This window comes from Nonomuraea sp. NPDC004702, from assembly GCF_053601695.1.
This window is the reverse complement of record NZ_JBSGCE010000027.1, coordinates 109,991-132,716: the sequence shown is the minus strand read 5'-3', so window position 1 is coordinate 132,716 and position 22,726 is coordinate 109,991. Positions and strand designations below refer to the sequence as shown.

The window sequence follows — 22,726 nt, the reverse complement described above, 5'->3', positions numbered from 1 at the left end:
CTTCGTCCATACCCCGCGTCATGCCCGCTGAGCTGTGATGGGACGGCAAAGCCAGGTGATCGCGGCCATCCAGGCCGCGATCACCTCCGCATGAACCACGTGAGGAAGACATGACGAACGCACCGGCCACCACCCCCGGCCGCAGCCCGGCGTTGATGCTCACCCTGGCGACCCTGGGCTTCGCGGTGAACTTCTGGGCCTGGGCCCTGCTCAGTCCGCTCGGGCCGCGTTTCAAGGAGCTGCTCGGGCTGTCGGCCGGGCAGCAGGCGCTGCTGGTGGCCGTCCCGGTCATCGTGGGGTCGCTGGGCCGCATCCCGGTCGGCGCGCTCACCGACAGGTTCGGCGGGCGGGTGATGTTCCCGCTGGTCTCGGCGGCCACCATCGTCCCCGTCCTGTTCATCGGCCTGTTCGGGCAGACGTCGATGGTCTCGCTGCTGATCGGCGGGTTCTTCCTCGGCGTCGGCGGCACCGTGTTCGCCGTCGGGGTGCCGTTCGTCAACGCCTGGTTCCCGCCGAACCGGCGCGGCCTGGCGGTCGGGATCTTCGGCGCCGGGATGGGCGGCACCGCGATCAGCGCGCTGACCACCGTCCCGCTGGTCCGCGCGGGCGGCGCCGCCGTGCCGTTCCTCATCACCGCCGTCGTGCTGGCCGCGTACGCGGTCGTGGCGTGGCTGGTGCTGCGCGACGCGCCCGGCCGTGCCGTCGTCACCCAGCCGCTGGGTGCGCGCATGGCCGCCGCGCTCAGGCTGCCGATCACCTGGCAGGCGTGTGTGTTGTACGCGGTCGCCTTCGGCGGTTACGTCGCCTTCTCGGTCTACCTGCCCGCCTACCTGCAGACCGGCTATGGGCTGGAGCAGGCCGACGCCGCCAACCGGATGGCCGGGTTCGTCGTGCTGGCCGTGCTGGCCCGGCCGATCGGCGGCTGGCTGTCGGACCGCGTCGGCCCGGTGCCCGTGCTGACCGGCGTGTTCGTCGTCACCGCCGGCACGGCGGCCGTGCAGGCGCTCACCCCCGGCCTCATGCCGGTCGGCACGATCGCGTTCCTGACCATGGCCGCCGCGCTCGGCGCCGGCAGCGGCGCCACCTTCGCGCTGGTCGCGCAGGTCGCCCCGGCCGACAAGGTCGGCACGGTCACCGGCCTGGTCGGCGCCGCCGGCGGGCTCGGCGGGTTCGTCCCGCCGCTGGTGATGGGCTTCCTGTACGGCCGGCTCGGCTCGTACGGCCTCGGCCTGGCCCTGCTGGCGGTCACCGCCGTGGTGACGCTGGCCCTGACGGTGACCGCGGTCCGCGCGCTGGCCGCCCGCCGCGTGGCCGGCCCGGCCGGCTCGCGCTGACCGCACCCATACAAAGGCGCCGACCGCACCCCACGCAAAGGCGCTGACCGCACCCCACGCAAAGGCGGGGCCCGGCCGTCCGGCCGGGCCCCGCGCATTTGACGGTACGTCAGCCGGCGATCCGGCGGCCGGACAGCTGCTCGGCGTCGACCACGATGTAGTGGTCGCGGCTCCCCGGAGCCCACGGGGACAGGGGCAGCGCGGCCAGCCGGGCCGTCTCGGCCGGATCGGTCACCGCCCGCGCGTGCCCGACCGCCGTCACCGACCAGCCGGTGCGCATCGCGGGATCGAACTCGTCGGCCTCGAACGCCACCACGGCCTGCCGGGTGGCCGCGGCCAGCTTCGACCCGATCGAGGTGCGGATGACGACGCGCTCTCCGTCGAGGCAGAAGTTGACCGGCTGCACGGCCGGCAGGGCGCGATCGGTGAAGACGATCCGCCCGATCGGCGTGGACGACAGCAGGCGCAGGCACTCCTCACGGGAGAGCACCTGGAGCCCGGACGAGTCGAGTTGCATGCTTCTCAGCCTCCCACCAGGCACGTTCCCGGTGTCAGAGGCGAAAGTCCCGACGCGGGGGACGCTCAGTCGCGACGGTCGGCCCGCAACCGCGCCGACAGCGCGGCGGCCTGCGTGCGGCGCTGCATGTTGAGCTTGGCCAGCAGGTTGGACACGTAGTTCTTGACCGTCTTCTCGGCCAGGAACATGCGCTCGCCGATCTGCCGGTTGGTCAGCCCCTCGCCGATCAGGTCGAGGATGTTCCGCTCCTGCTCCGACAGCGCCGCCAGCGGGTCCTGCCGGGCGGCCTGGTCGCGCAGCCGCTGCAACATGGCGGCGGTGGTCTGCGGGTCGAGCAGCGACTGGCCGGAGGCCACCGTGCGCACCGCGCCGACCAGGTCGGAGCCGTGGATCTGCTTCAGCACGTAACCCGAGGCGCCGGCCATCACCGCGTCGAACAGGGCGTCGTCGTCGGCGAACGAGGTCAGCATGAGGCAGGCCAGCCCCGGCAGCTTGGAACGCACCTCCCGGCACACGTCGACGCCGTTGCCGTCGGGCAGGCGCACGTCGAGCACCGCGACGTCGGGCTTCAGCGCCGGGATGCGGGCGATCGCCGACTCGGCGGTCCCGGCCTCGCCGATCACCTCGATGTCGTCCTCGGAGCCCAGCAGGGCGGCCACGCCACGCCGCACGACCTCGTGATCGTCGAGAAGGAACACACGAATCATGCCTCCGACGCTACCGCCTCCCGTCACCCGGAAGTAGGGACCAAGGTCCCGGGCGCCGGTCGTGGGCCCATCGGCCGGTACGAAGGGACTTTGGTCCCTGCCGGCAGCGCCCGCCCGCCCACCAGCCTGGGTCCATGACCGTTGTGGCAGGGGAAGAGTTGTGAGCGACATAGACGCGATCCCGGGCATGGGGCCGTTGCTGGCGGCCAGGAAGTTCTTCACCAGGGCGGAGGTGTCGGCCGACGGCCGCACCCTGCACCAGGTCGATCCCGGCGCATGGGACCGCTTCTACCGGGACCGGTGGGCGCACGACAAGGTGGTGCGCTCGACGCACGGCGTGAACTGCACGGGCTCGTGCTCCTGGCAGGTGTTCGTCAAGGACGGCCTGATCACGTGGGAGCACCAGGCCACCGACTACCCGTCGGTCGGCCCGGAGTCGCCCGAGTACGAGCCGCGCGGCTGTCCCCGTGGCGCGTCCTTCTCCTGGTACACCTACTCTCCCTCGCGGGTGCGCTACCCGTACGTGCGCGGGGTGCTGCTGGAGATGTGGCGCGAGGCCAAGGCCAGGCTGGGCGACCCCGTGCTGGCGTGGGCGGAGCTGACCGGCGACCCGGAGCGCGCGCGGGCCTACAAGCGGGCCCGCGGCAAGGGCGGGTTCGTCCGGTCGAGCTGGGACGAGGTCCTGGAGCTCATGGCCGCCGCCCACGTGCACACCATCAAGGAGCACGGCCCCGACCGGGTGGTGGGCTTCTCGCCGATCCCGGCGATGTCGATGGCCTCGTTCGCGGCCGGCACCCGCTTCCTGTCGATGATCGGCGGCACGCTGCTGTCGTTCTACGACTGGTACGCCGACCTGCCGATCGCCTCGCCGCAGGTGTGGGGCGACCAGACCGACGTGCCCGAGGCGGCCGACTGGTGGAACTCCCGCTACCTGATCATGTGGGGCTCCAACATCCCGGTCACCCGCACCCCGGACGCCCACTTCATGACCGAGGCCCGCTACCAGGGCACCAAGGTCGTCGCGGTCAGCCCGGACTACGCCGACAACGTCAAGTTCGCCGACGACTGGCTCGCGCCGCACCCCGGCACCGACGGCGCCCTGGCCATGGCGATGGGCCACGTGACGCTGACCGAGTTCTTCCGCGACCGGCAGGTGCCGTACTTCACCGACTACGTGCGCAAGTACACCGACCTGCCGTTCCTGGTGACGCTGGAGCCGCGCGGCGACGCGTACGTGCCGCGCCGCTTCCTGACCGCCGCCGACCTGGGCCAGGAGAGCGAGAACGCCGAGTTCAAGACCGTCTTCCTGGACGAGACGACCGGCGCCGCGCAGGTGCCGAACGGCTCGCTCGGCCACCGCTGGGGCCAGGAGGGCGAGGGCCGCTGGAACCTCGACCTGGAGGGCGCCGTCCCCGCGCTGACCCTGCTCGGCCGGTCCGGGCGCGCGGTCGAGGTGGACCTGCCGCGCTTCGACGAGGGCCCCACCGAGGGCGGCTCGGTCATGCGCCGCGGCGTCCCGGTCACCGAGCTGGCCGGCAAGCTCGTCACGACGGTGTTCGACCTGCTCATGGCCCAGTACGGCGTGGCCCGCGACCTGCCCGGCGAATGGCCGGCGAGCTACGAGGACGCCACGCAGCCCTACACCCCGGCCTGGGCGGAGGAGATCACCTCGGTCCCGGCCGCCACGATCGCCAGGATCGCCCGCGAGTTCGCCCGCAACGCCGAGCGCACCCAGGGCCGGTCGATGATCGCGATGGGCGCCGGTACCAACCACTGGTTCCACTCCGACCAGATCTACCGCTCGTTCCTGACGCTGGTGCTGCTGACCGGCTGCCAGGGCGTCAACGGCGGCGGCTGGGCGCACTACGTGGGCCAGGAGAAGGTCCGTCCGGTCACCGGCTTCCAGCACCTGGCCTTCGGCTTCGACTGGCAGCGCCCGACCCGGCACATGGCCGGCACCGCGTTCTGGTACCTGGCCACCGACCAGTGGCGCTACGAGCGCATCGGGGCCGGCGAGCTGGCCAGCCCGCTGGGCGAGGGCAGGTTCGCGGGCCGCTCGTTCGCCGACTGCAACGCCCAGGCGGCCCGGCTGGGCTGGCTGCCCTCGCACCCGACGTTCGACCGCAACCCGCTCAAGCTCGCCGACGAGGCCGCCGCGCGCGGCGTCCCGGTGGCCGAGCACGTGGTGGACGAGCTGAAGGCGGGGCGGCTGCGCTTCGCCGCCGAGGACCCGGGCGACCCGGCCAACTTCCCGCGGGTGCTGACCGTGTGGCGGGCCAACCTGCTCGGCTCGTCCGGCAAGGGCAACGAGTACTTCCTGCGCCACCTGCTCGGCGCCGACGCCGAGGCGCGCAACGAGGAGACGCCCGAGGGGCTGCGCCCGGCCGAGGTGACCTGGCGGGAGAACGCCGCGGAGGGCAAGCTCGACCTGCTGACGACGATCGACTTCCGGATGACGTCCACGGCGCTGTTCTCCGACGTGGTCCTGCCCGCCGCCACCTGGTACGAGAAGCACGACCTGTCCAGCACCGACATGCACCCGTTCGTGCACGCCTTCAACCCGGCCATCGCCCCGCCCTGGCAGACCAGGTCCGACCACGACGCCTTCCTCGGGCTGGCCGACGCCTTCTCCAAGCTCGCCGCCCGCCACCTGGGCCGGCGCACCGACGTGCTGGCCGTCCCGCTCACCCACGACACCCCGGACGAGCTGGCCCAGCCGGGCGGCCGGGTGCGCGACTGGAAGCACGGCGAGTGCGAGCCCGTCCCGGGCCGGACGATGCCCAAGATCGTCACGGTCGAGCGCGACTACGGCGCGGTCGCCGAGCGCGTCCGCGGGATCGGGCCGCTCTTCGCCGACCTGGGCCTGACCACCAAGGGGATCACCTACCGGGTGGGCCCCGAGCTGGACCACCTGCGTGAGCAGAACGGCGAGACCCCCGAGGGCCACATCTCCCTGGGCACCGCCGACCGGATGTGCGAGGCCATCCTCGCGCTGTCCGGCACCACCAACGGCCGCCTGGCCACCCAGGGCTTCCAGACCATGGAGAAGCGCACCGGGACCAGGCTCGCCGACCTGGCCGCCGAGCACGAGGGCAGGCGCATCACGTTCGCCGACACGCGGTCGAGACCGCAGCCGGTGATCACCTCGCCCGAGTGGTCGGGCTCGGAGACGGGCGGGCGCCGCTACTCCGCGTTCGTCATCAACGTCGAACGCGACAAACCATGGCACACCCTGACCGGCCGGCAGCAGTTCTTCCTCGACCACGACTGGATCATCGAGCTGGGCGAGCAGCTTCCCGCCTACCGGCCGCCGCTCGACCTGCGCCGCCACCACGGCGACCAGCGCGACGGGCAGGCTGACGGGCAGGCTGACGGGCAGGGCGCCGAGGTCACCGTGCGGTACCTGACGCCGCACTCGAAGTGGTCGATCCACTCGGAGTACCAGGACAACGCGTACATGCTGGCCCTGTCGCGGGGCGGGCCGACGATCTGGATGAGCGTCGAGGACGCCGCCTCGATCGGGGCCGCCGACAACGACTGGATCGAGGCGTACAACCGCAACGGCGTGGTCGTGGCCAGGGCGGTCGTCTCCCACCGGATGCCGGCCGGGACCGTGTACATGTACCACGCCAAGGACCGCAACGTGAACGTCCCGCTCACCGAGCGGTCGGGCCGGCGCGGCGGCGTGCACAACTCCCTCACCCGGCTGCTGCTCAAGCCCAGCCACCTCATCGGCGGGTACGCGCAGTTCACCTACGCCTTCAACTACTACGGGCCGACCGGCAACCAGCGTGACGAGATCACGGTGATCCGCCGCCGCGGCCAGGAGGTGACCTACTGATGCGCGTCATGGCACAGGTCGCCATGGTGATGAACCTGGACAAGTGCATCGGCTGCCACACCTGTTCCGTCACCTGCAAGCAGACCTGGACGAACCGGGACGGCGTCGAGTACGTCTGGTTCAACAACGTCGAGACCAAGCCCGGCGTCGGCTACCCCAAGCGGTACGAGGACCAGGAACGCTGGCACGGCGGCTGGCAGCTCGACGGGCGCGGCCGGCTCAAGCTGCGCGCGGGCGGCCGGGTCAAGCGGCTGCTCAGCCTGTTCTCCAACCCCGACCTGCCGGACCTGGACGACTACTACGAGCCGGCCACCTACGACTACGACACCCTGCTCAACGCCCCCGCCGGGCCGCACGTGCCGGTCATCCGTCCCAAGTCGGCCATCACCGGCAAGGACATGAACATCACGTGGGGCGCCAACTGGGAGGACGACCTCGGCGGCGCCCCCGAGCACGCCCACGGCGACCCCAACCTGGCGGCCATGGCCGAGAAGGTGCGCATGGAGTTCGACCAGACCTTCATGTTCCACCTGCCGCGCATCTGTGAGCACTGCCTCAACCCGGCGTGCGTGGCCGCCTGCCCCTCCGGCGCGATGTACAAGCGGGAGGAGGACGGCATCGTCCTGGTGGACCAGGACCGCTGCCGCGGCTGGCGCATGTGCGTCTCGTCGTGCCCGTACAAGAAGGTGTACGTCAACCACAGGACCGGCAAGGCCGAGAAGTGCACGTTCTGCTTCCCCCGCATCGAGGCGGGACAGCCGACCGTGTGCGCCGAGACCTGCGTGGGCCGGCTGCGCTACATCGGCCTCGTCCTGTACGACGCCGACGCCGTGCTCGCCGCCGCCCGCGTGCCCGACCCGCGCGACCTGCTGGAGGCACAGCGCAAGGTCTTCCTCGACCCCGACGACCCGCGGGTGGCCGCCGCCGCGCGGGCCTGCGGGATCAGCGAGGACTGGATCGAGGCCGCGCGGCGCTCGCCGATCTACCGGCTGGCCATGCGCTACCGGGTGGCGCTGCCGCTGCACCCGGAGTACCGCACGCTGCCGATGGTCTGGTACATCCCGCCGCTGTCGCCGGTGCTCGACGCCGTGACCGGGGCCGGCGCGGACGCCGACGACCCCGACAACGTCTTCCACGCCATCACCGACCTGCGCATCCCGCTGGAGTACCTGGCCGGGCTGTTCAGCGCCGGGGACACCGAGGTGGTGGCCGGGGTGCTGATGAAGCTGTCGGCGATGCGCGGCTACATGCGGGCCCGCACCCTCGACGGCACCGTGGCCGGGGACCTGCTGGAGTCGGCCGGGATGACGGCGCGGGACATGGAGGAGATGTACCGCCTGCTGGCCGTCGCCAAGTACGAGGAGCGCTACGTCGTGCCCGCCGCCCACCGCGAGGACGCCGCCGCGTTGTCGGCCCAGGCCGCCGGGTGCAGCCTGGACGGCGACGGCGGCCCCGGGATGAGCGGGTTCCACCCGACCGGCGTGACCGGCCGCCGCAGCGACGGACGCCTGGGCCTGAAGCTGTTCACCGGCAAGGGGCCGGCGTCATGAGACTGCTGCCCGCCCCCGACACCGTCGTCGAACGGCCGCAGGACCGCGCCGCGCTGCTCCGGCTGGTCTCGCTGCTGCTGCAGTACCCGGACGCCGGGCTGCTGGCCGCCCGCCTCGAGCTGCGCACGGCCGTCGCCGCGCTGCCCGACGGGCATCCGCGCCAGGCGCTGGAGCAGTTCCTGTGGTGGTTCGGCGACCGGCAGCCGATGCCGCTGGCCCGCCACTACGTCGAGACCTTCGACCTGCGCCGCAGGTCCAGCCTCTACCTCACCTACTACCTGCACGGCGACACCCGCCGCCGGGGCATGGCCCTGCTGACGCTCAAGCAGCGCTACCGCGTGGCCGGGCTCACCCCGCCCGAGGGCGAGCTGCCCGACTTCCTGCCGGTGGTGTGCGAGTTCGCCGCGCTGGCCGGGCCGGATGTGGGGGAGGCGCCGCTGCGCCAGCACCGCAAGGGGCTGGAGCTCATCCGCACCGCCCTGCACGAGGCCGGCTCGCCGTACGCGCTCGTGCTGGACGCCCTGTGCGCGGTGCTGCCCGGCATGTCGGAGGCCGAGCGGGCCGCGGTGGCCGACCTCGCCCTGGCCGGCCCGCCCGCCGAGGAGGTCGGCCTGGCCCCGTACGGGCCGCCGCTGAACGAGAGTGAGGTACGGCCGTGAGCGTCGTGCTCTGGGCGATCGTCCCCTATGTCGCCTTGACGATCTTCGTCGCCGGGCACGTCTGGCGCTGGCGGGTGGACCAGTTCGGCTGGACCACCCGTACCACGCAGGTGCTGGAGAGCAGGCTGCTGCGGCTCGGCTCGCCGCTGTTCCACCTGGGCGCGTTCGCGGCCATCGGCGGTCACGTGCTCGGTCTGCTCGTCCCCAAGAGCTGGACCGAGGCCGTCGGCGTGGACGAGCACCTCTACCACCTGGTGTCGGTCAGCGCCGGGACCGTGGCCGGGGTCATGGTCGTCGCGGGCCTGACGCTGCTGCTGGCCCGGCGCCTGACCAGCCCGCGGGTGCGGCGCACCACCACCCGCGCCGACAGGGTGCTGTTCACCGTGCTGTCCGTGGTGATCGTGCTCGGCATGGCCGCGACCGTGGGCAGCAACCTGCTCGGCGGCGGCTACGACTACCGGGCCACGATCGCCGTCTGGTTCCGGGGCGTGCTGACCTTCCGTCCCGACCCGCGGCTGATGGCCGACGTGCCGCTGCTGTTCCAGCTGCACGCCATGTCGGCCTGGCTGCTCGCCGCGATCTGGCCGTTCACCCGGCTGGTGCACGTGTGGTCGGCGCCGGTGGCGTACCTGTGGCGGCCCTACGTCGTCTACCGGCGGCGCGTGCCCGTCCGGCCGCGGACCTGACGACACGAGGAATCCCAGGGAAGGAGAGCGTGATGGGCGGTCAGATCGTGGTGGCGGTGGACGGATCCGCGCCCGCGACCGCGGCGGTGGAATGGGCGGCGGCCGACGCCGCGCGGCGCGGGCTGGACCTGCGCATCGTGCACGTGCGCCGGCCCGGCGGGACGGACGACCCCGCCCGCGCGCTGGAGACCGCCGCCGCCCTGGCCGGGCAGGCCATCCCGGCCGCCCTGGCCGGGCAGGCCGGACGGGGCGGGGAGGCCGTGCGGGTAGGGGTGACGACGGAGGCGGTCGCCGGGAACGTCGTGGACACCCTGGTCGCGGAGTCGCTCGCGGCCGACAGCCTGGTGCTGGGCGCGCGCGGGCTCGGCGGGTTCACCGGCATGCAGGCCGGGTCGGTGAGCGTCGCCGTGGCCGGGCACGCCGCCGGCCCGGTCGTCGTCGTCCGGACGCCGCCGCAGGGGCGGCACGACCGGGTGGTGGTCGGCTTCGACGGCTCCGGGCACGCGCGCACGGCCATGGAGTACGCCGTCGAGCAGGCCAGGGCGCGCCGGGCGCGGCTGCACGTGGTCTCGGCCTGGCAGATCCCGGTCTCCTCGCCGTACGCCGCCGCCTACGGCAGCCTCATCGAGGTCATGCAGGACGCCGACCGCCAGGCGCACGGGCACGTCGTCCCGTGGCGGCAGGCCAACCCCGACCTGGTCATCACCGAGGAACAGCCGTGCGAGCACCCGGTCTCCGCCCTGGTCCGCGCCGCCGGGACGGCCGACCTGGTGGTGGTGGGCTCGCGCGGGCTCGGCGGCTTCGCCTCGGCCGTGCTGGGCTCGGTCGGCCACGGGGTGCTGCACCACGCGGCCTGCCCGGTGGCGGTCGTCCGGCCGCGCTTCTAGCCTCCGGGGCCGGCCCCCTCACATGGAGTGGATGCGGCGGCCGGTGACGTGGTGGGGGACGATCCGGATGTGCAGCCGCCGGTCGCCGCCCGCCCACGGGGTGACGTCCGACCCGGCCTGTTCGTCGGGGGTCACGTGGTGGGCGGGCCCCTGCACGAGCACGCTCCAGCCCTGCCGCCGGGCCTCGTCGATCCGGTCCACCTCGAAGCCCACCATGACCTCGACGCCCTCCAGACCGGTCCGCAGGTCCTGGTCGAGCGGGCCGCCCGCGGCGGTGCGGAAGACGATGGCGCCGTCGTGCACCCGGAAGTTGACGGGCAGCACCGTCGGCCCGTGCGAGCCGTTGAACGCGATCCGGCCGATGCCGCCGGGCGCGATCAGGCGCAGGCACTCCTCGCGGTCGAGGACCTCCAGGACGGGCTCGGCCATCGCGGGCCCGACGCCCGGCGGACGGTCGCGCCCGCCGCCCAGCAGGTCCTGGCCGGTCGTCCCGAGCGCGTCGGCCAGGCGGTTCAGGGTTCCCCTGTCCGGGATGTCCACGTGCTCCTCCATGTACCGGAGGTAGCCGGCGGACATCTCCGCCCGCTCCGCCACCTGCTCGACGGTGAGCCCCAGCCGCTGCCGGTGGTACTGGATGCGGTGGCCGAAGTCGCCGGTCGCTGTCACTGTCTCCTCCTGCCTCTGCGTCCCATGCGCGTTGACGCTGTCCAGGCACCCCGTACCCCGGACAGGGTCCTTCGCCCCTTCATGGGACCAACGTCCCTCGGCCACGGGACGCACGGCCCTACGGCGCGGCGGCCGGGAAGAGGAGCCTGGCCTGCATGGATGTCCTGGATCTCTCCCGGTGGCAGTTCGGCATCACGACCGTCTACCACTTCCTCTTCGTGCCGCTCACGATCGGCCTGTCGATCATCGTGGCCGGCCTGCAGACGGCGTGGCACCGGACGAAGAAGCCGGAGTACCTGCGGCTGACCCGGTTCTGGGGCCGGCTGTTCCTGATCAACTTCGCCATGGGCGTGGTGACGGGCATCGTGCAGGAGTTCCAGTTCGGGATGAACTGGAGTGACTACTCCCGCTTCGTCGGCGACGTGTTCGGGGCGCCGCTGGCCATGGAGGGGCTGATGGCCTTCTTCCTGGAGTCCACCTTCCTCGGCCTGTGGATCTTCGGCTGGGACCGGCTGTCGCCCCGGCTGCACCTGGCCACGATCTGGCTGGCCGCCATCGGCACCAACATCTCGGCCTACTTCATCCTGGCGGCCAACTCCTGGATGCAGCACCCGGTCGGCTACCGGATCAACAACGGCCGCGCCGAGCTGACCGACATCTGGGCCGTGCTGACCAACTCGACCACGCTGGTCACCTTCCCGCACGTCCTGTTCGGGGCGTTCCTGACCGCGGCCGCGTTCGTGCTGGGCGTCAGCGCCTGGTTCCTGCTGCGCAAGCGGGACGTCTCCCTCTTCCGCACCTCGGCCCGGCTGGCGCTGGCCGTCAGCCTGGTCTCGGCGGTCGGGGTGTCGTTCTCCGGCCACTGGCAGGCCCAGATCATGACCGAGCAGCAGCCGATGAAGATGGCCGCCGCCGAGGCCCTGTGGGAGGACGAGACCTCCGCCGGCTTCTCCCTGTTCGCCATCGGCGACGTCGAGAACGGCCGCAACCACGTCAACCTGCAGATCCCCTACGGCCTGAGCCTGCTGTCCACCAACACCCTGGACGGCGAGGTCGAGGGCATCAACGACATCCAGGCCCGCTACCAGGCCCTGTACGGCCCCGGCGACTACCGGCCGATCGTCGGCCTGGCCTACTGGTCCTTCCGGCTGATGATCGGGTTCGGCATGCTGTCGGCGCTGCTCGCCCTGGCCGGGCTCTGGCTGACCAGGCGCGGCCGGCTGCCCGCGGGCCGCTGGGCCTACCGGCTGGCCATCGCCGGGATCGGCCTGCCGTTCCTGGCCAACAGCATGGGCTGGATCTTCACCGAGATGGGCCGCCAGCCGTGGACCGTCTTCGGGCTGATGCGCACCGCCTACGCCGTCTCGCCGACGGCGGACGTCCCCTCGGTGGCCATCACGCTGGTCGGCTTCACCCTGGCCTACGCCGTGCTCGCGATCATCGAGATCCGGCTGCTGGTCAAGTTCATCCGGATCGGGCCGAACGAGCAGGACGAGCCCGAGACCGCCGTCCCCGCGCTGAGCTACTGAGGAAATCATGGAAAACGTCTGGTTCGTCCTGATCGCCGTGCTGTGGACCGGCTACTTCCTGCTGGAGGGCTTCGACTTCGGCGTCGGCATCCTGATGCCCGTCCTGAGCCGCGAGGAGGCCGACCGGCGGGCCGTCCTGAAGACGATCGGCCCGGTGTGGGACGGCAACGAGGTGTGGCTGCTGGTGGCCGGCGGCGCGACCTTCGCTGCCTTCCCCGAGTGGTACGCCACCCTGTTCAGCGGCTTCTACCTGCCGCTGTTCCTCATCCTGCTGGCGCTCATCGCCCGCGGCGTGGCCCTGGAGTACCGCAGCAAGAGCGACAGCACGCGCGGCTGGGACCGGGCGCTGTTCTGGGGCTCGCTCGTCCCGGCCTTCCTGTGGGGGGTGGCGTTCGCCAACATCGTGCGCGGTGTGCCGCTGAACGCCGAGCACGAGTACACCGGCACGCTGCTGACCCTGCTCAACCCGTTCGCGCTGCTCGGCGGGCTGGCCACGCTGCTGCTGTTCACCCTGCACGGCGCGGTCTTCCTGGCCCTGCGCACCACCGGCGACCTGCGCCTGGCCGCCGGCCGGATGGCCAAGAGCATCTCCCCGGCGGCGTTCCTGGTCGTGATGGCGTTCCTGCTGCTCTCGGACGGCGGCGGCGCGCTGCGGTGGGCCGCCGTGGCGCTGGTCGCGCTCGGCCTGGCCGGCGCGGTGGCCGCGACCGTGCGCGGCCGTGACGGGTGGGCCTTCACCGCCAGCGCGGTCGCCGTGGTCGCCCTGGTGGCCGCGATCTTCACCGGCCTGTTCCCGAACGTCATGCCCGCCCTGGACCCGGCCAACAGCCTCACCGTGACCAACGCGGCCTCCAGCCCGTACACGCTGACGGTGATGACCTGGGTCGCGGCCGTCTTCACGCCCCTGGTGCTGGCCTACCAGGCGTGGACGTACTGGGTGTTCCGCCGCCGCATCACCGGCGCCGTCCGAACCTGACGGCCATCAGGATCCGCGGCGGCGGCGCCGTCAGCGCCGGGCGGCGTCCACCGCGGTCAGCACGGCGGTGGACATGGCCTGGTGGCCCGAGGCGTTGGGGTGGAGTCCCACCGAGTCCACGCCCTCCATCGGCTCCATCCACCGGACGCCGAGGGGCTTGCACAGGTCGTGGCCCACCGAGCCGGTGTAGGTGTCGACGAATCGGGCGCCGCCCGCCGCGGCGCGGGTGGCGAGCATGGTGTTGAGGCGCTTCTCGACGTCCCGCAGCCAGGGTGCGTCACCCTTGGCGATGGGGACGGTCGCATAGCAGTTGCTCCCGTCGTCCGGCATGATGACCGGATAGCCGACGACGAGGACGTCCGCGCCGGGGGAGCGCCGCCTGATCTCCTGGAGCACGGCGTCGATCTTGTCGCCGGTGTCGGCGATGCGCCCGGCGAGCTGGTCGATGCCGGCCAGGGTGTAGCTGGCCTTGCACGGCGAGCCGCCGGGGTTGATCTTGCCGAGGATGACGCAGCGGCCGATGATGCCGCTGACGTTGATGTCGTTGCCGCCGATCCCGAGGGTGACCAGGTCCGTCTCCGGGCGGAGCGCATCCAGCTGGGGCGGGGCCGCGCCCTGCGCGCCGGTCATGTTCGCCGTGGTCGCGCCGGCGCAGCTGACGTCCGTGAAGGCGGCGACGGTCCGCGCGGCCGCGGTCAGGGTCGGGTAGTTGCGGTCGGAACGGCCGCAGTCGGCGTCCGTCTGATTCGGGATTCCCGGGCCTGCGGTGTAGGAGTCGCCGAGGGCCACATAGTGGCCGACGGCGGTGTCACGGGCGGAGGCGTGCGCGGCCGGCGTCGCCAGGAGCGAGGAGACGGCCGCCGTGACGGCCGCCGCTGAGAGTGTGAGGGACTTCTTCCCGAACATGGGGCACCTTCTCTGGAGGGGGGTGAGGGCAGGGGCCGGCGCGGCGGCGGAGGTGAACGCCGCGCACGCAGGGCGAACCCGCGGCGCGCAGCCATTTCCTACCAGGTGGTTAGTTTTACCGGGCGCGGGCGTCCCGTCAAGATCCCGGTCGCCACCGGTACGCGTACGAGCGTGGTGATCACCGGCCGGGCCCGGCGCGTAGGGTGGTGACCCGAAGCGGATACGATCCGTTCGCAGGCGACGCCGGGAAGGGCGGGTGATGGTCCGGTGGCGCAGAGGGCGACCGTCTACGACGTCGCTGAGCGGGCGGGCGTCTCCATCGCGACGGTCTCGCACACCTTCCGGCAGCCGGAGCGGGTTCGCCCGGAGACGCGCGAGCTGGTCCTGCAGGCCGCGCGGGCCCTCGGCTACGTGCCCAGCGGCAGCGCGCGCGGGCTCGCCAAGGGCCGCTCCCAGGCGCTCGGCCTGTACGCCTTCGACATGTTCCTGCCCGCCGACCTCGGCGCCCAGGACCTCGACGCCATGGTGGCCCGGGAGCTCGACGGCCTCGGTGACGTGCGGCGATTCCCGCTCTACGTCGACGAGATCCAGCGCGGGTTCGAGCTGGAGGCGCAGCGGCTGGGCCGCCCGGTGATGCTCGGGTCGGGGGCCAGCCGCGACTCGCTGGGCAGCTTCGATCTGGCCGGCAGCGTCGACGGCCTGGCGATCTTCCCGGGCGGCGCGGCGCGCGACCTGCTGGAGCACGTGGGACGCGGCGTGCCCGTGGTGATCTTCAGCAGCCCGCCCATGCACGACCCGCTGCACCACATCACGGTGGCCAACGAGAGCGCCGTGCGCGAGCTCGTCGATCACCTGATCGAGCGGCACGGCCGCCGGTCTCCCGCGTTCCTCGGCGAGCCGGCCGCGCCCGACATCGCCGCCCGGTTCGCCGGGTTCCAGGCGGCGCTGGCCGCGCACGGACTGCCGGTCCCCGAGGAGCCGTTCGACACCACCGCGCTGGCCCAGGACAGCCTGCGCTCGTTGCGCGCCGCCATCGCGGCCGGCGACGTGCCGGACGCCCTGGTCTGCGCCACCGACCAGCTCGCCCTCACCGTGCTGGACCTGCTGGCCCGGCACGGCGTCCGGGTGCCGGACGACGTCGCGATCACCGGCTTCGACGGGATCGTCGCCGGGCGGCTGTCGAACCCGACGCTGACCACGGTCCGCCAGCCGTTCGCCTCGATGGGGCGGCTCGCGGTGCGCATCCTGACCGACACCGCGGCGGGGGTGTCCCACCCCAGGTCGTACGTGCTGCCGACGCGGATGGTGCTCGGCCGCAGCTGCGGCTGCTCCTGACGAAGTTTTGTCTCAATTGCGCATTGGGGCTGGATTTCTGGCGAGTTAAGCGCATAAATTCTCAGCCGTTCGGGGGAGGCAACACAGGCCGACAGGAAAGGAACTGGCCGTGCGACACAGATCAACAGTGGCGGCCCTGGCCGCGATCGCCGTTGCGGCGGCGCTCACCGCGTGCGGCCGGGCCGACGAGGGCGCCGGACGGGCCCAGCCGTCCTCCAGCGTCGCGGCCAAGGCCGCCGGCGCGATCACGATGTGGGCGATGGGCAACGAGGGCGAGCTCCTGCCCGAGTTCGTGAAGAAGTTCGAGGCCGCCAACCCGGGGGTCAAGGTCGACGTGACCGCCATCCCCTGGGACTCGGCCTACCAGAAGTTCCAGACCGCCATCGCCGCCGCGAACGTTCCAGACCTGGCCATGATGCCCGGCCTGCCGGTGTTCAAGGACGCCTTCGCGCCCGTGCCCGCGGCCATCGACACGGCGGGCATGTACCCGGGAGCCGTCTCGACGGGAACCATCGGCGGCCGGCTGCTGGAGGTGCCGTGGTACGTCGACGTCCGGGCGCTCTACTACCGGACGGACCTCGCCCGCAAGGCCGGCTGGGACAAGCCCCCCGCCACCTGGGACGAGCTGCGGCGGATGGCGGCCGACCTGCAGCGCAAGGCCGGTGCGAAATGGGGCATCCGGCTGCCCGCGGGCACGACCGGATCGTTCCTGTCCTCGCTCTGGATGCCGTGGTCCAACGGCGCGGAGCTGATGAACGCCGACCAGTCCTCGTGGACCCTCGACACGCCGGAGTTCGCCTCGGCGTACGAGTACCTGGCGTCGTACTTCAAGCAGCGCATCGCCGATCCGAACGCCGACACGGCGCCCGCCGCCGCGGTGAAGGACTTCCTGACGGGCACGACGCCGATGCTCGTCGCCGGTCCCTTCCTGCGCGGCGCCATCTCCCAGGCCGGCGGGGAGGCGTTCGCGGGCAAGTACGCGACCGCGCCGCTTCCGGCGGGGAAGAGCTCGACCTCGTTCGTCGGCGGCGCGAACCTCGTGGTCTTCAAGGCCGCCAAGAACCCCGATTCCGCCTGGAAGCTCGTCCAGTGGCTCAGCGAGCCGCAGACCCAGGCGGCCTGGTACAAGGTCAGCGGCGACCTGCCGGCGACCCAGAGCGCGTGGCAGGATCCGGCGCTGGTCGCCGACCCGACGCTCGCCGCGTTCGCCGAGCAGCTCAAGACGGCCAAGGCGCCGCCGCAGCTCGTCGCCTTCGACAAGGTCGGCGCGGCGGGCGACTCCGCGATCGAGCAGATCATCAAGGGCGGCCGCCCGGTGGCGGACACGCTGCGCAAGCTCCAGCAGCAGGCCGACGGCATCGGGGTGTCCTGAGCGGTGTCGAACCCCATGTCGCCCACCGCCCCCGGACGGGCGCGCGCCTCCCGTGACGTGCGCGCCCGCCGGGCCGGGGGAGCCAACTCCGAACGCCGGCGCCGGCAGACGACGGTCGCCTGGCTGTTCGCCGCGCCGTTCGTCGTCGTCTTCGCGGTGTTCATGGTCCTGCCGATCGCCGGTTCGATCGGCTTCTCCTTCACGGACCTGACCGCGCGGGACATCCAGTCGCCCTTCAACGTGAACTTCGTGGGCCTCCAGCAGTACGCGGACGTCCTCACGGATCCGGAGTTCCAGAACGCCGCCGGGGTGACGGCGCTGTTCGTCCTCGTCGGCATCCCCGCCACGGTGGCGCTCGGGCTGGGGCTGGCGCTGGCGCTCAACTCGGGCGTCCGCCGGCTCAGGCCGGTCTACCGCGTCGCCTTCTACGCGCCGGTGGTCACGAGCGTCGTCGCGGTCTCGGTCATCTGGCGTCACATCCTCGCCCGGGACGGGCTGCTCAACATGGTCCTCGCCCTGGTCGGCGTCGAGGGGCCGGACTGGCTGAACAGCACCACCTGGGCGCTGCCCTCGTTGATCCTGATGGCCGTCTGGCGCAACACCGGGACCCTCATGGTGATCTTCCTGGCCGGGCTGCAGGCCGTCCCGGCCGACGTCGCGGAGGCGGCGGCGATGGACGGCGCCGGGCCCTGGCGCCGCCTGCGCAGCATCACGCTCCCGCTGCTGCGCCCCACGATCCTGCTGGGCTGCGTGCTCATCTCGGTCGGCTACCTGCAGTTCTTCGAGGAGGCGTTCGTGATGACGCAGGGCGGGCCGCTCGGCTCCACCTTGTCCATGACGTACTACACGTTCAACGCCTTCGGCTTCGGCGACTTCGCCAAGGCGTCCGCGGCGAGCTACATCATGTTCGTCGTCATCGCGGCGGTCGGCGTCCTGCAGTTCCGCCTGCTCAGGAGGGCCACATGACCCAGCAGGGACGCCTGACGGCGCGCTCGCTCAGCTACGTGGTGCTGACCGCCGGCGTGGTGGTGTGGCTCGCGCCGTTCGCCTGGATGGTGCTGGGCGCGTTCAAGACGCAGGACGAGATCTTCGCCGACCCCCCGACGTGGTGGCCGCACTCGCCCACCGGCGGGAACTTCGCCCGCTGGCTCACCGAGCTGCACTTCGGCACCTTCTTCGGCAACAGCCTGGTCGTCGCCGTGCTCACCGTGCTCGGCAACCTGCTGTTCTGCTCGATGGTCGGCTACGCGCTGGCCAAGATGGACTTCGCCGGGAAGCGCGTCCTGCTCGGCGTCGTGCTGGTGACCATCATGGTGCCCGGCGTGGTGACCTTCGTCCCGCTCTTCGTGATCGTCGCGAAGATGGGCATCCTCGACACGTACGGAGCCCTGGTGCTGCCGTTCCTCACACAGCCCGTGGGCGTCTTCCTGATGCGCCAGTTCATGCTGGACATCCCCGACTCGCTGCTGGAGGCCGCCCGCATCGACGGCGCCTCCGAGACGAGGATCTTCACCCGGGTCGTGCTGCCGCTGTGCGGCCCCGCGCTGGCCACCCTCGGCATCCTCACCTTCCTCGGCTCCTGGAACAACTTCCTGTGGCCGCTCGTGGCGAGCCAGACCGAGTCGATGTACACCCTGCCGGTCGCGCTCTCGCTCTACTCCACCGGCCAGTACGCGACCGACTACGGCACGCTGCTCGCCGGGGCCGTGCTGATCATCACGCCGATCCTCGCGCTCTTCGTGTCCCTGCAGCGCTACTTCGTGCAGGGCATCGCCACCATGGGCCTCAAATGACCACACCTCCGACACCCAGGACAGGATCGAACATGACGACTTCGCAGCCGCCGACATTCCCGGACGGTTTCCTGTGGGGCGCGTCGACGGCGGCCCACCAGGTGGAGGGGAACAACGTCGGAAGCGACTTCTGGCAGGCGGAGCACGACGGGAGCCGGGGCCTGCCCGAACGGTCGGGGGACGCCTGCGACAGCTTCCACCGGTGGCCCGAGGACCTGGACATCGCCCGCGACCTCGGCCTCAACGCCTACCGGTTCAGCGTCGAATGGGCCCGCGTGGTCCCCGCGCCCGGTCACCCGTCGCCGGCCATGCTGGCCCACTACCGCCGGATCATCGAAGGCTGCGGGCAGCGCGGGCTGACCCCGGTCGTCACGCTCCACCACTTCACCAGCCCCGCCTGGCTGAGCGCCGGAGGCGGCTGGACCTCCGGGGAGGCGGTCGCGCACTTCGCCGACTACGTCCGCGCGGTGCTGCCGATCCTCGACGGCGTGCCCTGGGTCTGCACGATCAACGAGCCCAACATGGTCGCCCTGGTGGCCGCGCGCCGCAGGCACGGCGCCGGCGAACCTGTCCCCTCCTTCGTCCCGCCGGACCCCGACGTGACCCGCGCGCTGGCCCGCGCGCACGAGCAGGCCCGCGACCTGCTCGCCTCCGTGCCCGGACTGCGCTCGGGGTGGACGGTGGCCAACCAGAACGTGCAGGACCACGGCGCCGGCCCCGACCGCACCGCCGAGCTGTCGTACCTGGTCGACGACCAGTACATCGACCTGGCGAAGGACGACGACTTCCTCGGCGTGCAGGCCTACAGCCGCCTGCGCGCCGGCGCGGACGGCGTCATCGCCCCCGGCCCGGACGACAGGCGCACGATGATGGGCTGGGAGTACTACCCCCTCGCGCTGGAGGACGCGGTCCGGCACACCGCCGCCCGGCTCGGCGGATCGACGCCGCTGCTGGTGACCGAGAACGGCATCGCGACCGCCGACGACGACGAACGCGTCGCGTACACGACCGAGGCCGTCACGGGTCTGGCCCGCGCCATGGCCGACGGCATCGACGTGCGCGGATACCTGCACTGGTCGCTTCTGGACAACTACGAGTGGGGATCGTGGACGCCCACCTTCGGCCTCGTCGCGGTCGACCGGACCACGTTCCGGCGCACGGTCAAACCCAGCGCCCGCTGGTTCGGGCGGCTCGTCCAGGACCCGGCGGCCGTCCTGGGCGGGAAGGCCGCGTCGTGACGGACCTCCTGGACGTGACCCTGGACGCCGCGGACCTGGCCCGCCTCATCGACGGCGCGGCCGCCCTCGACCCGGGAGCCCACGGCGGCCTGCGCCCGCGCCGGCTGCCGCCATGGGCCCGCGCACAGCACGACGACCCCTGGTTCGACCTCATGGAACAGGCGCCCACCGGCGTCTCCCTGCGCTTCGCCACCAGCGCGACCCTGCTGCGGCTGCGCCTGCACACCCGTTCGCTGCGGCCGGCCGGCGCCGAGGTCGCCCGGCCGCACAGCCTCGCCGTCGTCGTCGACGGCGCGGTGGCGGAACACGTCGCGATCCCCGAAGGGGACGTCGTCGTCATCGGCGCCGACCGGCAGGTCGCCGGCCGGGAACAGCGTGATCCGTCCGCCGTGACGGTGGCCCTCGTGCCCGACGGCAGGGAGAAGCAGGTCGAGATCATGCTGCCGCACGACTGCGCGGTCGAGGTCATCGGCCTGGCGGCCGACGCCCCGATCGCGCCGCCGTCCGCCGGCGGCCTGCCGCGCTGGACGCATCACGGCAGCTCCATCAGCCATGGGCTGCAGGCCGCCACCCCCGACGGCACCTGGCCGGCGCGGGTCGCCCTGGGCGCCGGCTGGCGCCTGCGCAACCTGTCGTTCGGCGGGAACGCGCAGCTCGACCCGTTCGTCGCCCGCATGATCAGGGACGCCCCCGCGGACCTGATCACCCTGAAGGTGGGCATCAACCTCGTGAACGCCGACTCGATGCGGGCCAGGACGATGCTGCCCGCGATGCACGGCTTCCTCGACCTGATCCGCGAGGGCCATCCGGACACCCCGGTGGTCCTCATCACCGCCATCGCCTGCCCGGCGCACGAGCACACGCCGGGACCGACCGTCGATCGCGGCGGCACGGCCGCCGGGGCGGACCGCGCCCTGGAGGCCGACGACGGCGCGCTCACGCTGGCCGCCACCCGCCGGATCATCGAGCGCGTCCACGCCGGGCGCGCGCCCGACGACCCCCACCTGCACCTGGTGGACGGCCGTACCTTGCTGGGCGAGCAGGACGCGCGCCTGCTGGGCGACGGGCTCCACCCCACGCAGGAAGGGCTGGACCTCATCGCGCGGCGCTTCCAGGACACGGTGGCCGGCATGCCGGCCCTGGCGGGGCTGCTCGGCGGCCGGCGATGAGGGCCGCGCTGGTGCCGTGGCCGCACGCGGTCGCGCTCGACCACGCGACGACGACCGCCCTGCGCCCCGGCCGCGTCGAGATCCGGGCGGACGATCGTCTGCGCGACGCCCGCGCGTGGCTCGAAGGCGAGCTCGCCCGCCTCCCCGCCACCCCCTCGGCGGGTGACCCGTCCCCGTCGCGCGTCGTCCTGCTGATCGGCGACGCGCCCGGCGACGTGCCGCCGGCCGATGGGATCGCGCCGGAACAGCTGCCCCCGGACGAGCGGCACACCGTGACGATCGCCCCGGAGGAGATCACGATCACCGGCCCGACCCCGCACGCGGTCCTGCGGGGCGCCGCGACGCTGGTGCAGCTGGCGGAGTCGGCGGCGGGCCGGCTGCCGGTCGGGCGCATCGCCGACGGGCCCGCCCTGGCGTGGCGGGGCCTGATGCTCGACGTCGTCCGGCATCCCTTCCGCCCGGACGAGATCCGCCGCGTCATCGACCTGCTGACGCGGTACAAGCTGAACGTGCTGCACCTGCACCTCACCGACTCCGGCGGCTGGCGGCTGCAGTCGGCGGCCCGTCCCGCGCTGGACGCGACCTCGCCCGGCGAGCTGATCACGCGGCGCGAGCTGGCGGAGCTGACGGCGTACGCCGCGGCGCGCGGGGTGACGATCGTGCCCGAGATCGACCTTCCTGGGCACGCCCACGCCGCGATCCGCGCCTACCCGGAGCTCGCCGGCGACGGGGCCGCCGCCCGTCTGGGCTACGTCGATCCGGCCGTGCCCGGGGCCGAGTCCTTCATCGCGGAGACCGTCGCCGAGTTCGCGCGGGCGTCCCGTGCCCGGTTCGTGCACGTCGGGGGTGATGAGCCGTTCGGGATGCCCGTCACGGCGTACACGCGCGCGGTGGGCGTGGCCGTCCGCGCGGCGCGCGACGCCGGCAGCCGGGTCGTGGCCTGGCAGGAGACGGTACGCGCCGGGGCGCTGGGCGTCGGCGACCTCGTGCAGCTGTGGATCGGCGCGGAGACGAGCATCGACGCCGACGCCAAGAAGGCGGAGCTGCCGGAGTCCGCGCACCCGTTCGTCGACCAGATGGTGGCGTTGTTCGCCCTCGCGCCGTCCGACGGGCCCGCCGCGGCGGCGGCCGGGCTGCCGGTGCTGCTGTCCTCCAGCGACGTGCTGTACTACGACCGCCCGTACGCCGAGCCCGCCGCGGACGCCGAGGGGGAGGCGCGCCGGGCCCGGCTCGGGTTCCGCGACTATCCGGCCAAGACCCTCCGGCAGATGTTCGACTGGACCCCGCGGTCCTTGGTGCCGGGGCTCGACGTCCGCGTCGCCGGGGTGGAGGCGGCGATCTGGTCGGAGACGATCACGTCCTTCGACGACCTGGCGTTCCTGCTGCTGCCCCGTCTCCCGGCCGCGGCCGAACGATCCTGGACGCGTGAGCCGGCGACCTGGGAGGACCACCGGGCACGCCTGCGACCGCACGCCGCCACGTGGCAGGCGACGGGATGGGGAGCGGCGTACCGGCCCGCGGCGGAGCCGTGACCCCGCCGCGGCCCAGGGGCTCGTCAGGG

19 protein-coding genes are annotated in these 22,726 nt (G+C 72.6%); 15 read left to right on the top strand and 4 right to left on the bottom strand.

The annotated features are described in order from the left end of the window. The first annotated feature begins 110 nt into the window (after positions 1 to 110). Entirely contained in the window at positions 111 to 1,334 is a 1,224-nt protein-coding gene (locus ACWEJ6_RS29890) for an MFS transporter (protein ID WP_364342520.1), read from the top strand. A gap of 109 nt (positions 1,335 to 1,443) precedes the next feature. Here ACWEJ6_RS29890 and ACWEJ6_RS29885 read toward each other — a convergent pair whose 3' ends face one another. Further along, positions 1,444 to 1,851, bottom strand: a complete 408-nt coding sequence (locus ACWEJ6_RS29885; protein WP_387669698.1) for a pyridoxamine 5'-phosphate oxidase family protein — start codon at positions 1,849 to 1,851, stop codon at positions 1,444 to 1,446. Between the two features lie 65 nt (positions 1,852 to 1,916). Next, positions 1,917 to 2,558: a response regulator transcription factor gene (locus ACWEJ6_RS29880; RefSeq protein ID WP_352351499.1), complete on the bottom strand. Its 642-nt coding sequence runs from the start codon at positions 2,556 to 2,558 to the stop codon at positions 1,917 to 1,919. A gap of 187 nt (positions 2,559 to 2,745) precedes the next feature. On the opposite strand from ACWEJ6_RS29880, the gene ACWEJ6_RS29875 reads away from it, so the two are divergent. The 5 genes from ACWEJ6_RS29875 to ACWEJ6_RS29855 are packed head-to-tail and all read left to right on the top strand — an operon-like array spanning position 2,746 to position 10,181. Continuing rightward, complete coding sequence (locus ACWEJ6_RS29875; RefSeq protein ID WP_452428048.1) at positions 2,746 to 6,399, top strand: nitrate reductase subunit alpha; 3,654 nt, start codon at positions 2,746 to 2,748, stop codon at positions 6,397 to 6,399. Beyond that, entirely contained in the window at positions 6,399 to 7,949 is a 1,551-nt protein-coding gene (narH, locus tag ACWEJ6_RS29870) for a nitrate reductase subunit beta (protein WP_452428022.1), read from the top strand. The genes ACWEJ6_RS29875 and narH overlap by 1 nt, the downstream gene beginning before the upstream one ends. Beyond that, positions 7,946 to 8,608, top strand: coding sequence for a nitrate reductase molybdenum cofactor assembly chaperone (gene narJ, locus ACWEJ6_RS29865; protein WP_452428020.1), 663 nt, complete (start codon positions 7,946 to 7,948; stop codon positions 8,606 to 8,608). The genes narH and narJ overlap by 4 nt, the downstream gene beginning before the upstream one ends. After that, a complete protein-coding gene (gene narI / locus ACWEJ6_RS29860; protein ID WP_452428018.1) occupies positions 8,605 to 9,294 on the top strand; it encodes a respiratory nitrate reductase subunit gamma in 690 nt (229 codons plus the stop codon). The genes narJ and narI overlap by 4 nt, the downstream gene beginning before the upstream one ends. 32 nt (positions 9,295 to 9,326) lie before the next feature. Further along, the gene (locus ACWEJ6_RS29855; RefSeq protein WP_452428016.1) at positions 9,327 to 10,181 is read left to right on the top strand and encodes a universal stress protein; all 855 of its coding nucleotides are present in this window, start codon (positions 9,327 to 9,329) and stop codon (positions 10,179 to 10,181) included. Positions 10,182 to 10,199: 18 nt separating this feature from the next. On the opposite strand, the gene ACWEJ6_RS29850 is transcribed toward ACWEJ6_RS29855, so the two are convergent. Further along, a complete protein-coding gene (locus tag ACWEJ6_RS29850) occupies positions 10,200 to 10,847 on the bottom strand; it encodes a pyridoxamine 5'-phosphate oxidase family protein (protein ID WP_364342539.1) in 648 nt (215 codons plus the stop codon). 155 nt (positions 10,848 to 11,002) lie between these two features. Here ACWEJ6_RS29850 and ACWEJ6_RS29845 point away from each other — a divergent pair, with 155 nt between their 5' ends. Together ACWEJ6_RS29845 and cydB are read left to right on the top strand one after the other, a co-directional pair. Further along, entirely contained in the window at positions 11,003 to 12,376 is a 1,374-nt protein-coding gene (locus tag ACWEJ6_RS29845) for a cytochrome ubiquinol oxidase subunit I (protein ID WP_352326394.1), read from the top strand. 7 nt (positions 12,377 to 12,383) lie between these two features. Next, positions 12,384 to 13,352: a cytochrome d ubiquinol oxidase subunit II gene (gene cydB, locus ACWEJ6_RS29840; protein ID WP_387669687.1), complete on the top strand. Its 969-nt coding sequence runs from the start codon at positions 12,384 to 12,386 to the stop codon at positions 13,350 to 13,352. 30 nt (positions 13,353 to 13,382) lie between these two features. On the opposite strand, the gene ACWEJ6_RS29835 is transcribed toward cydB, so the two are convergent. Then, positions 13,383 to 14,258 (bottom strand): SGNH/GDSL hydrolase family protein, encoded by an 876-nt coding sequence (locus ACWEJ6_RS29835; RefSeq protein WP_452428013.1) that lies wholly within the window; start codon positions 14,256 to 14,258, stop codon positions 13,383 to 13,385. 267 nt (positions 14,259 to 14,525) lie between these two features. On the opposite strand from ACWEJ6_RS29835, the gene ACWEJ6_RS29830 reads away from it, so the two are divergent. The 7 genes from ACWEJ6_RS29830 (at position 14,526) to ACWEJ6_RS29800 (ending at position 22,697) form a co-directional block, all read left to right on the top strand. Then, positions 14,526 to 15,593 carry a LacI family DNA-binding transcriptional regulator gene (locus tag ACWEJ6_RS29830; protein ID WP_452428011.1) on the top strand — a complete coding sequence of 356 codons (1,068 nt, stop codon included), beginning with the start codon at positions 14,526 to 14,528 and terminating at the stop codon, positions 15,591 to 15,593. Between the two features lie 109 nt (positions 15,594 to 15,702). Next, complete coding sequence (locus tag ACWEJ6_RS29825) at positions 15,703 to 16,965, top strand: extracellular solute-binding protein (RefSeq protein ID WP_452428009.1); 1,263 nt, start codon at positions 15,703 to 15,705, stop codon at positions 16,963 to 16,965. 3 nt (positions 16,966 to 16,968) lie between these two features. Then, positions 16,969 to 17,931, top strand: coding sequence for a carbohydrate ABC transporter permease (locus tag ACWEJ6_RS29820; protein WP_364342554.1), 963 nt, complete (start codon positions 16,969 to 16,971; stop codon positions 17,929 to 17,931). Next, on the top strand, positions 17,928 to 18,758 hold the full coding sequence (locus ACWEJ6_RS29815) for a carbohydrate ABC transporter permease (RefSeq protein ID WP_352351481.1): 831 nt from the start codon (positions 17,928 to 17,930) through the stop codon (positions 18,756 to 18,758). Before ACWEJ6_RS29820 ends, ACWEJ6_RS29815 begins: the two co-directional genes overlap by 4 nt. 32 nt (positions 18,759 to 18,790) lie before the next feature. Next, positions 18,791 to 19,996 (top strand): glycoside hydrolase family 1 protein, encoded by a 1,206-nt coding sequence (locus tag ACWEJ6_RS29810; RefSeq protein WP_452428007.1) that lies wholly within the window; start codon positions 18,791 to 18,793, stop codon positions 19,994 to 19,996. After that, positions 19,993 to 21,165, top strand: a complete 1,173-nt coding sequence (locus ACWEJ6_RS29805; protein ID WP_452428005.1) for a GDSL-type esterase/lipase family protein — start codon at positions 19,993 to 19,995, stop codon at positions 21,163 to 21,165. Before ACWEJ6_RS29810 ends, ACWEJ6_RS29805 begins: the two co-directional genes overlap by 4 nt. Continuing rightward, positions 21,162 to 22,697: a family 20 glycosylhydrolase gene (locus ACWEJ6_RS29800; protein WP_452428003.1), complete on the top strand. Its 1,536-nt coding sequence runs from the start codon at positions 21,162 to 21,164 to the stop codon at positions 22,695 to 22,697. The genes ACWEJ6_RS29805 and ACWEJ6_RS29800 overlap by 4 nt, the downstream gene beginning before the upstream one ends. Positions 22,698 to 22,726 lie beyond the last annotated feature (29 nt).

Coding starts and splice junctions, on each gene's coding strand:
- ACWEJ6_RS29890 (WP_364342520.1), top strand. CDS start 111: ATGACGAACGCACCGGCCACCACCCCCGGCCGCAGCCCGGCGTTGATG.
- ACWEJ6_RS29885 (WP_387669698.1), bottom strand. CDS start 1,851: ATGCAACTCGACTCGTCCGGGCTCCAGGTGCTCTCCCGTGAGGAGTGC.
- ACWEJ6_RS29880 (WP_352351499.1), bottom strand. CDS start 2,558: ATGATTCGTGTGTTCCTTCTCGACGATCACGAGGTCGTGCGGCGTGGC.
- ACWEJ6_RS29875 (WP_452428048.1), top strand. CDS start 2,746: ATGGGGCCGTTGCTGGCGGCCAGGAAGTTCTTCACCAGGGCGGAGGTG.
- narH (WP_452428022.1), top strand. CDS start 6,399: ATGCGCGTCATGGCACAGGTCGCCATGGTGATGAACCTGGACAAGTGC.
- narJ (WP_452428020.1), top strand. CDS start 7,946: ATGAGACTGCTGCCCGCCCCCGACACCGTCGTCGAACGGCCGCAGGAC.
- ACWEJ6_RS29855 (WP_452428016.1), top strand. CDS start 9,327: ATGGGCGGTCAGATCGTGGTGGCGGTGGACGGATCCGCGCCCGCGACC.
- ACWEJ6_RS29845 (WP_352326394.1), top strand. CDS start 11,003: ATGGATGTCCTGGATCTCTCCCGGTGGCAGTTCGGCATCACGACCGTC.
- cydB (WP_387669687.1), top strand. CDS start 12,384: ATGGAAAACGTCTGGTTCGTCCTGATCGCCGTGCTGTGGACCGGCTAC.
- ACWEJ6_RS29835 (WP_452428013.1), bottom strand. CDS start 14,258: ATGTTCGGGAAGAAGTCCCTCACACTCTCAGCGGCGGCCGTCACGGCG.
- ACWEJ6_RS29815 (WP_352351481.1), top strand. CDS start 17,928: ATGACCCAGCAGGGACGCCTGACGGCGCGCTCGCTCAGCTACGTGGTG.
- ACWEJ6_RS29810 (WP_452428007.1), top strand. CDS start 18,791: ATGACGACTTCGCAGCCGCCGACATTCCCGGACGGTTTCCTGTGGGGC.
- ACWEJ6_RS29800 (WP_452428003.1), top strand. CDS start 21,162: ATGAGGGCCGCGCTGGTGCCGTGGCCGCACGCGGTCGCGCTCGACCAC.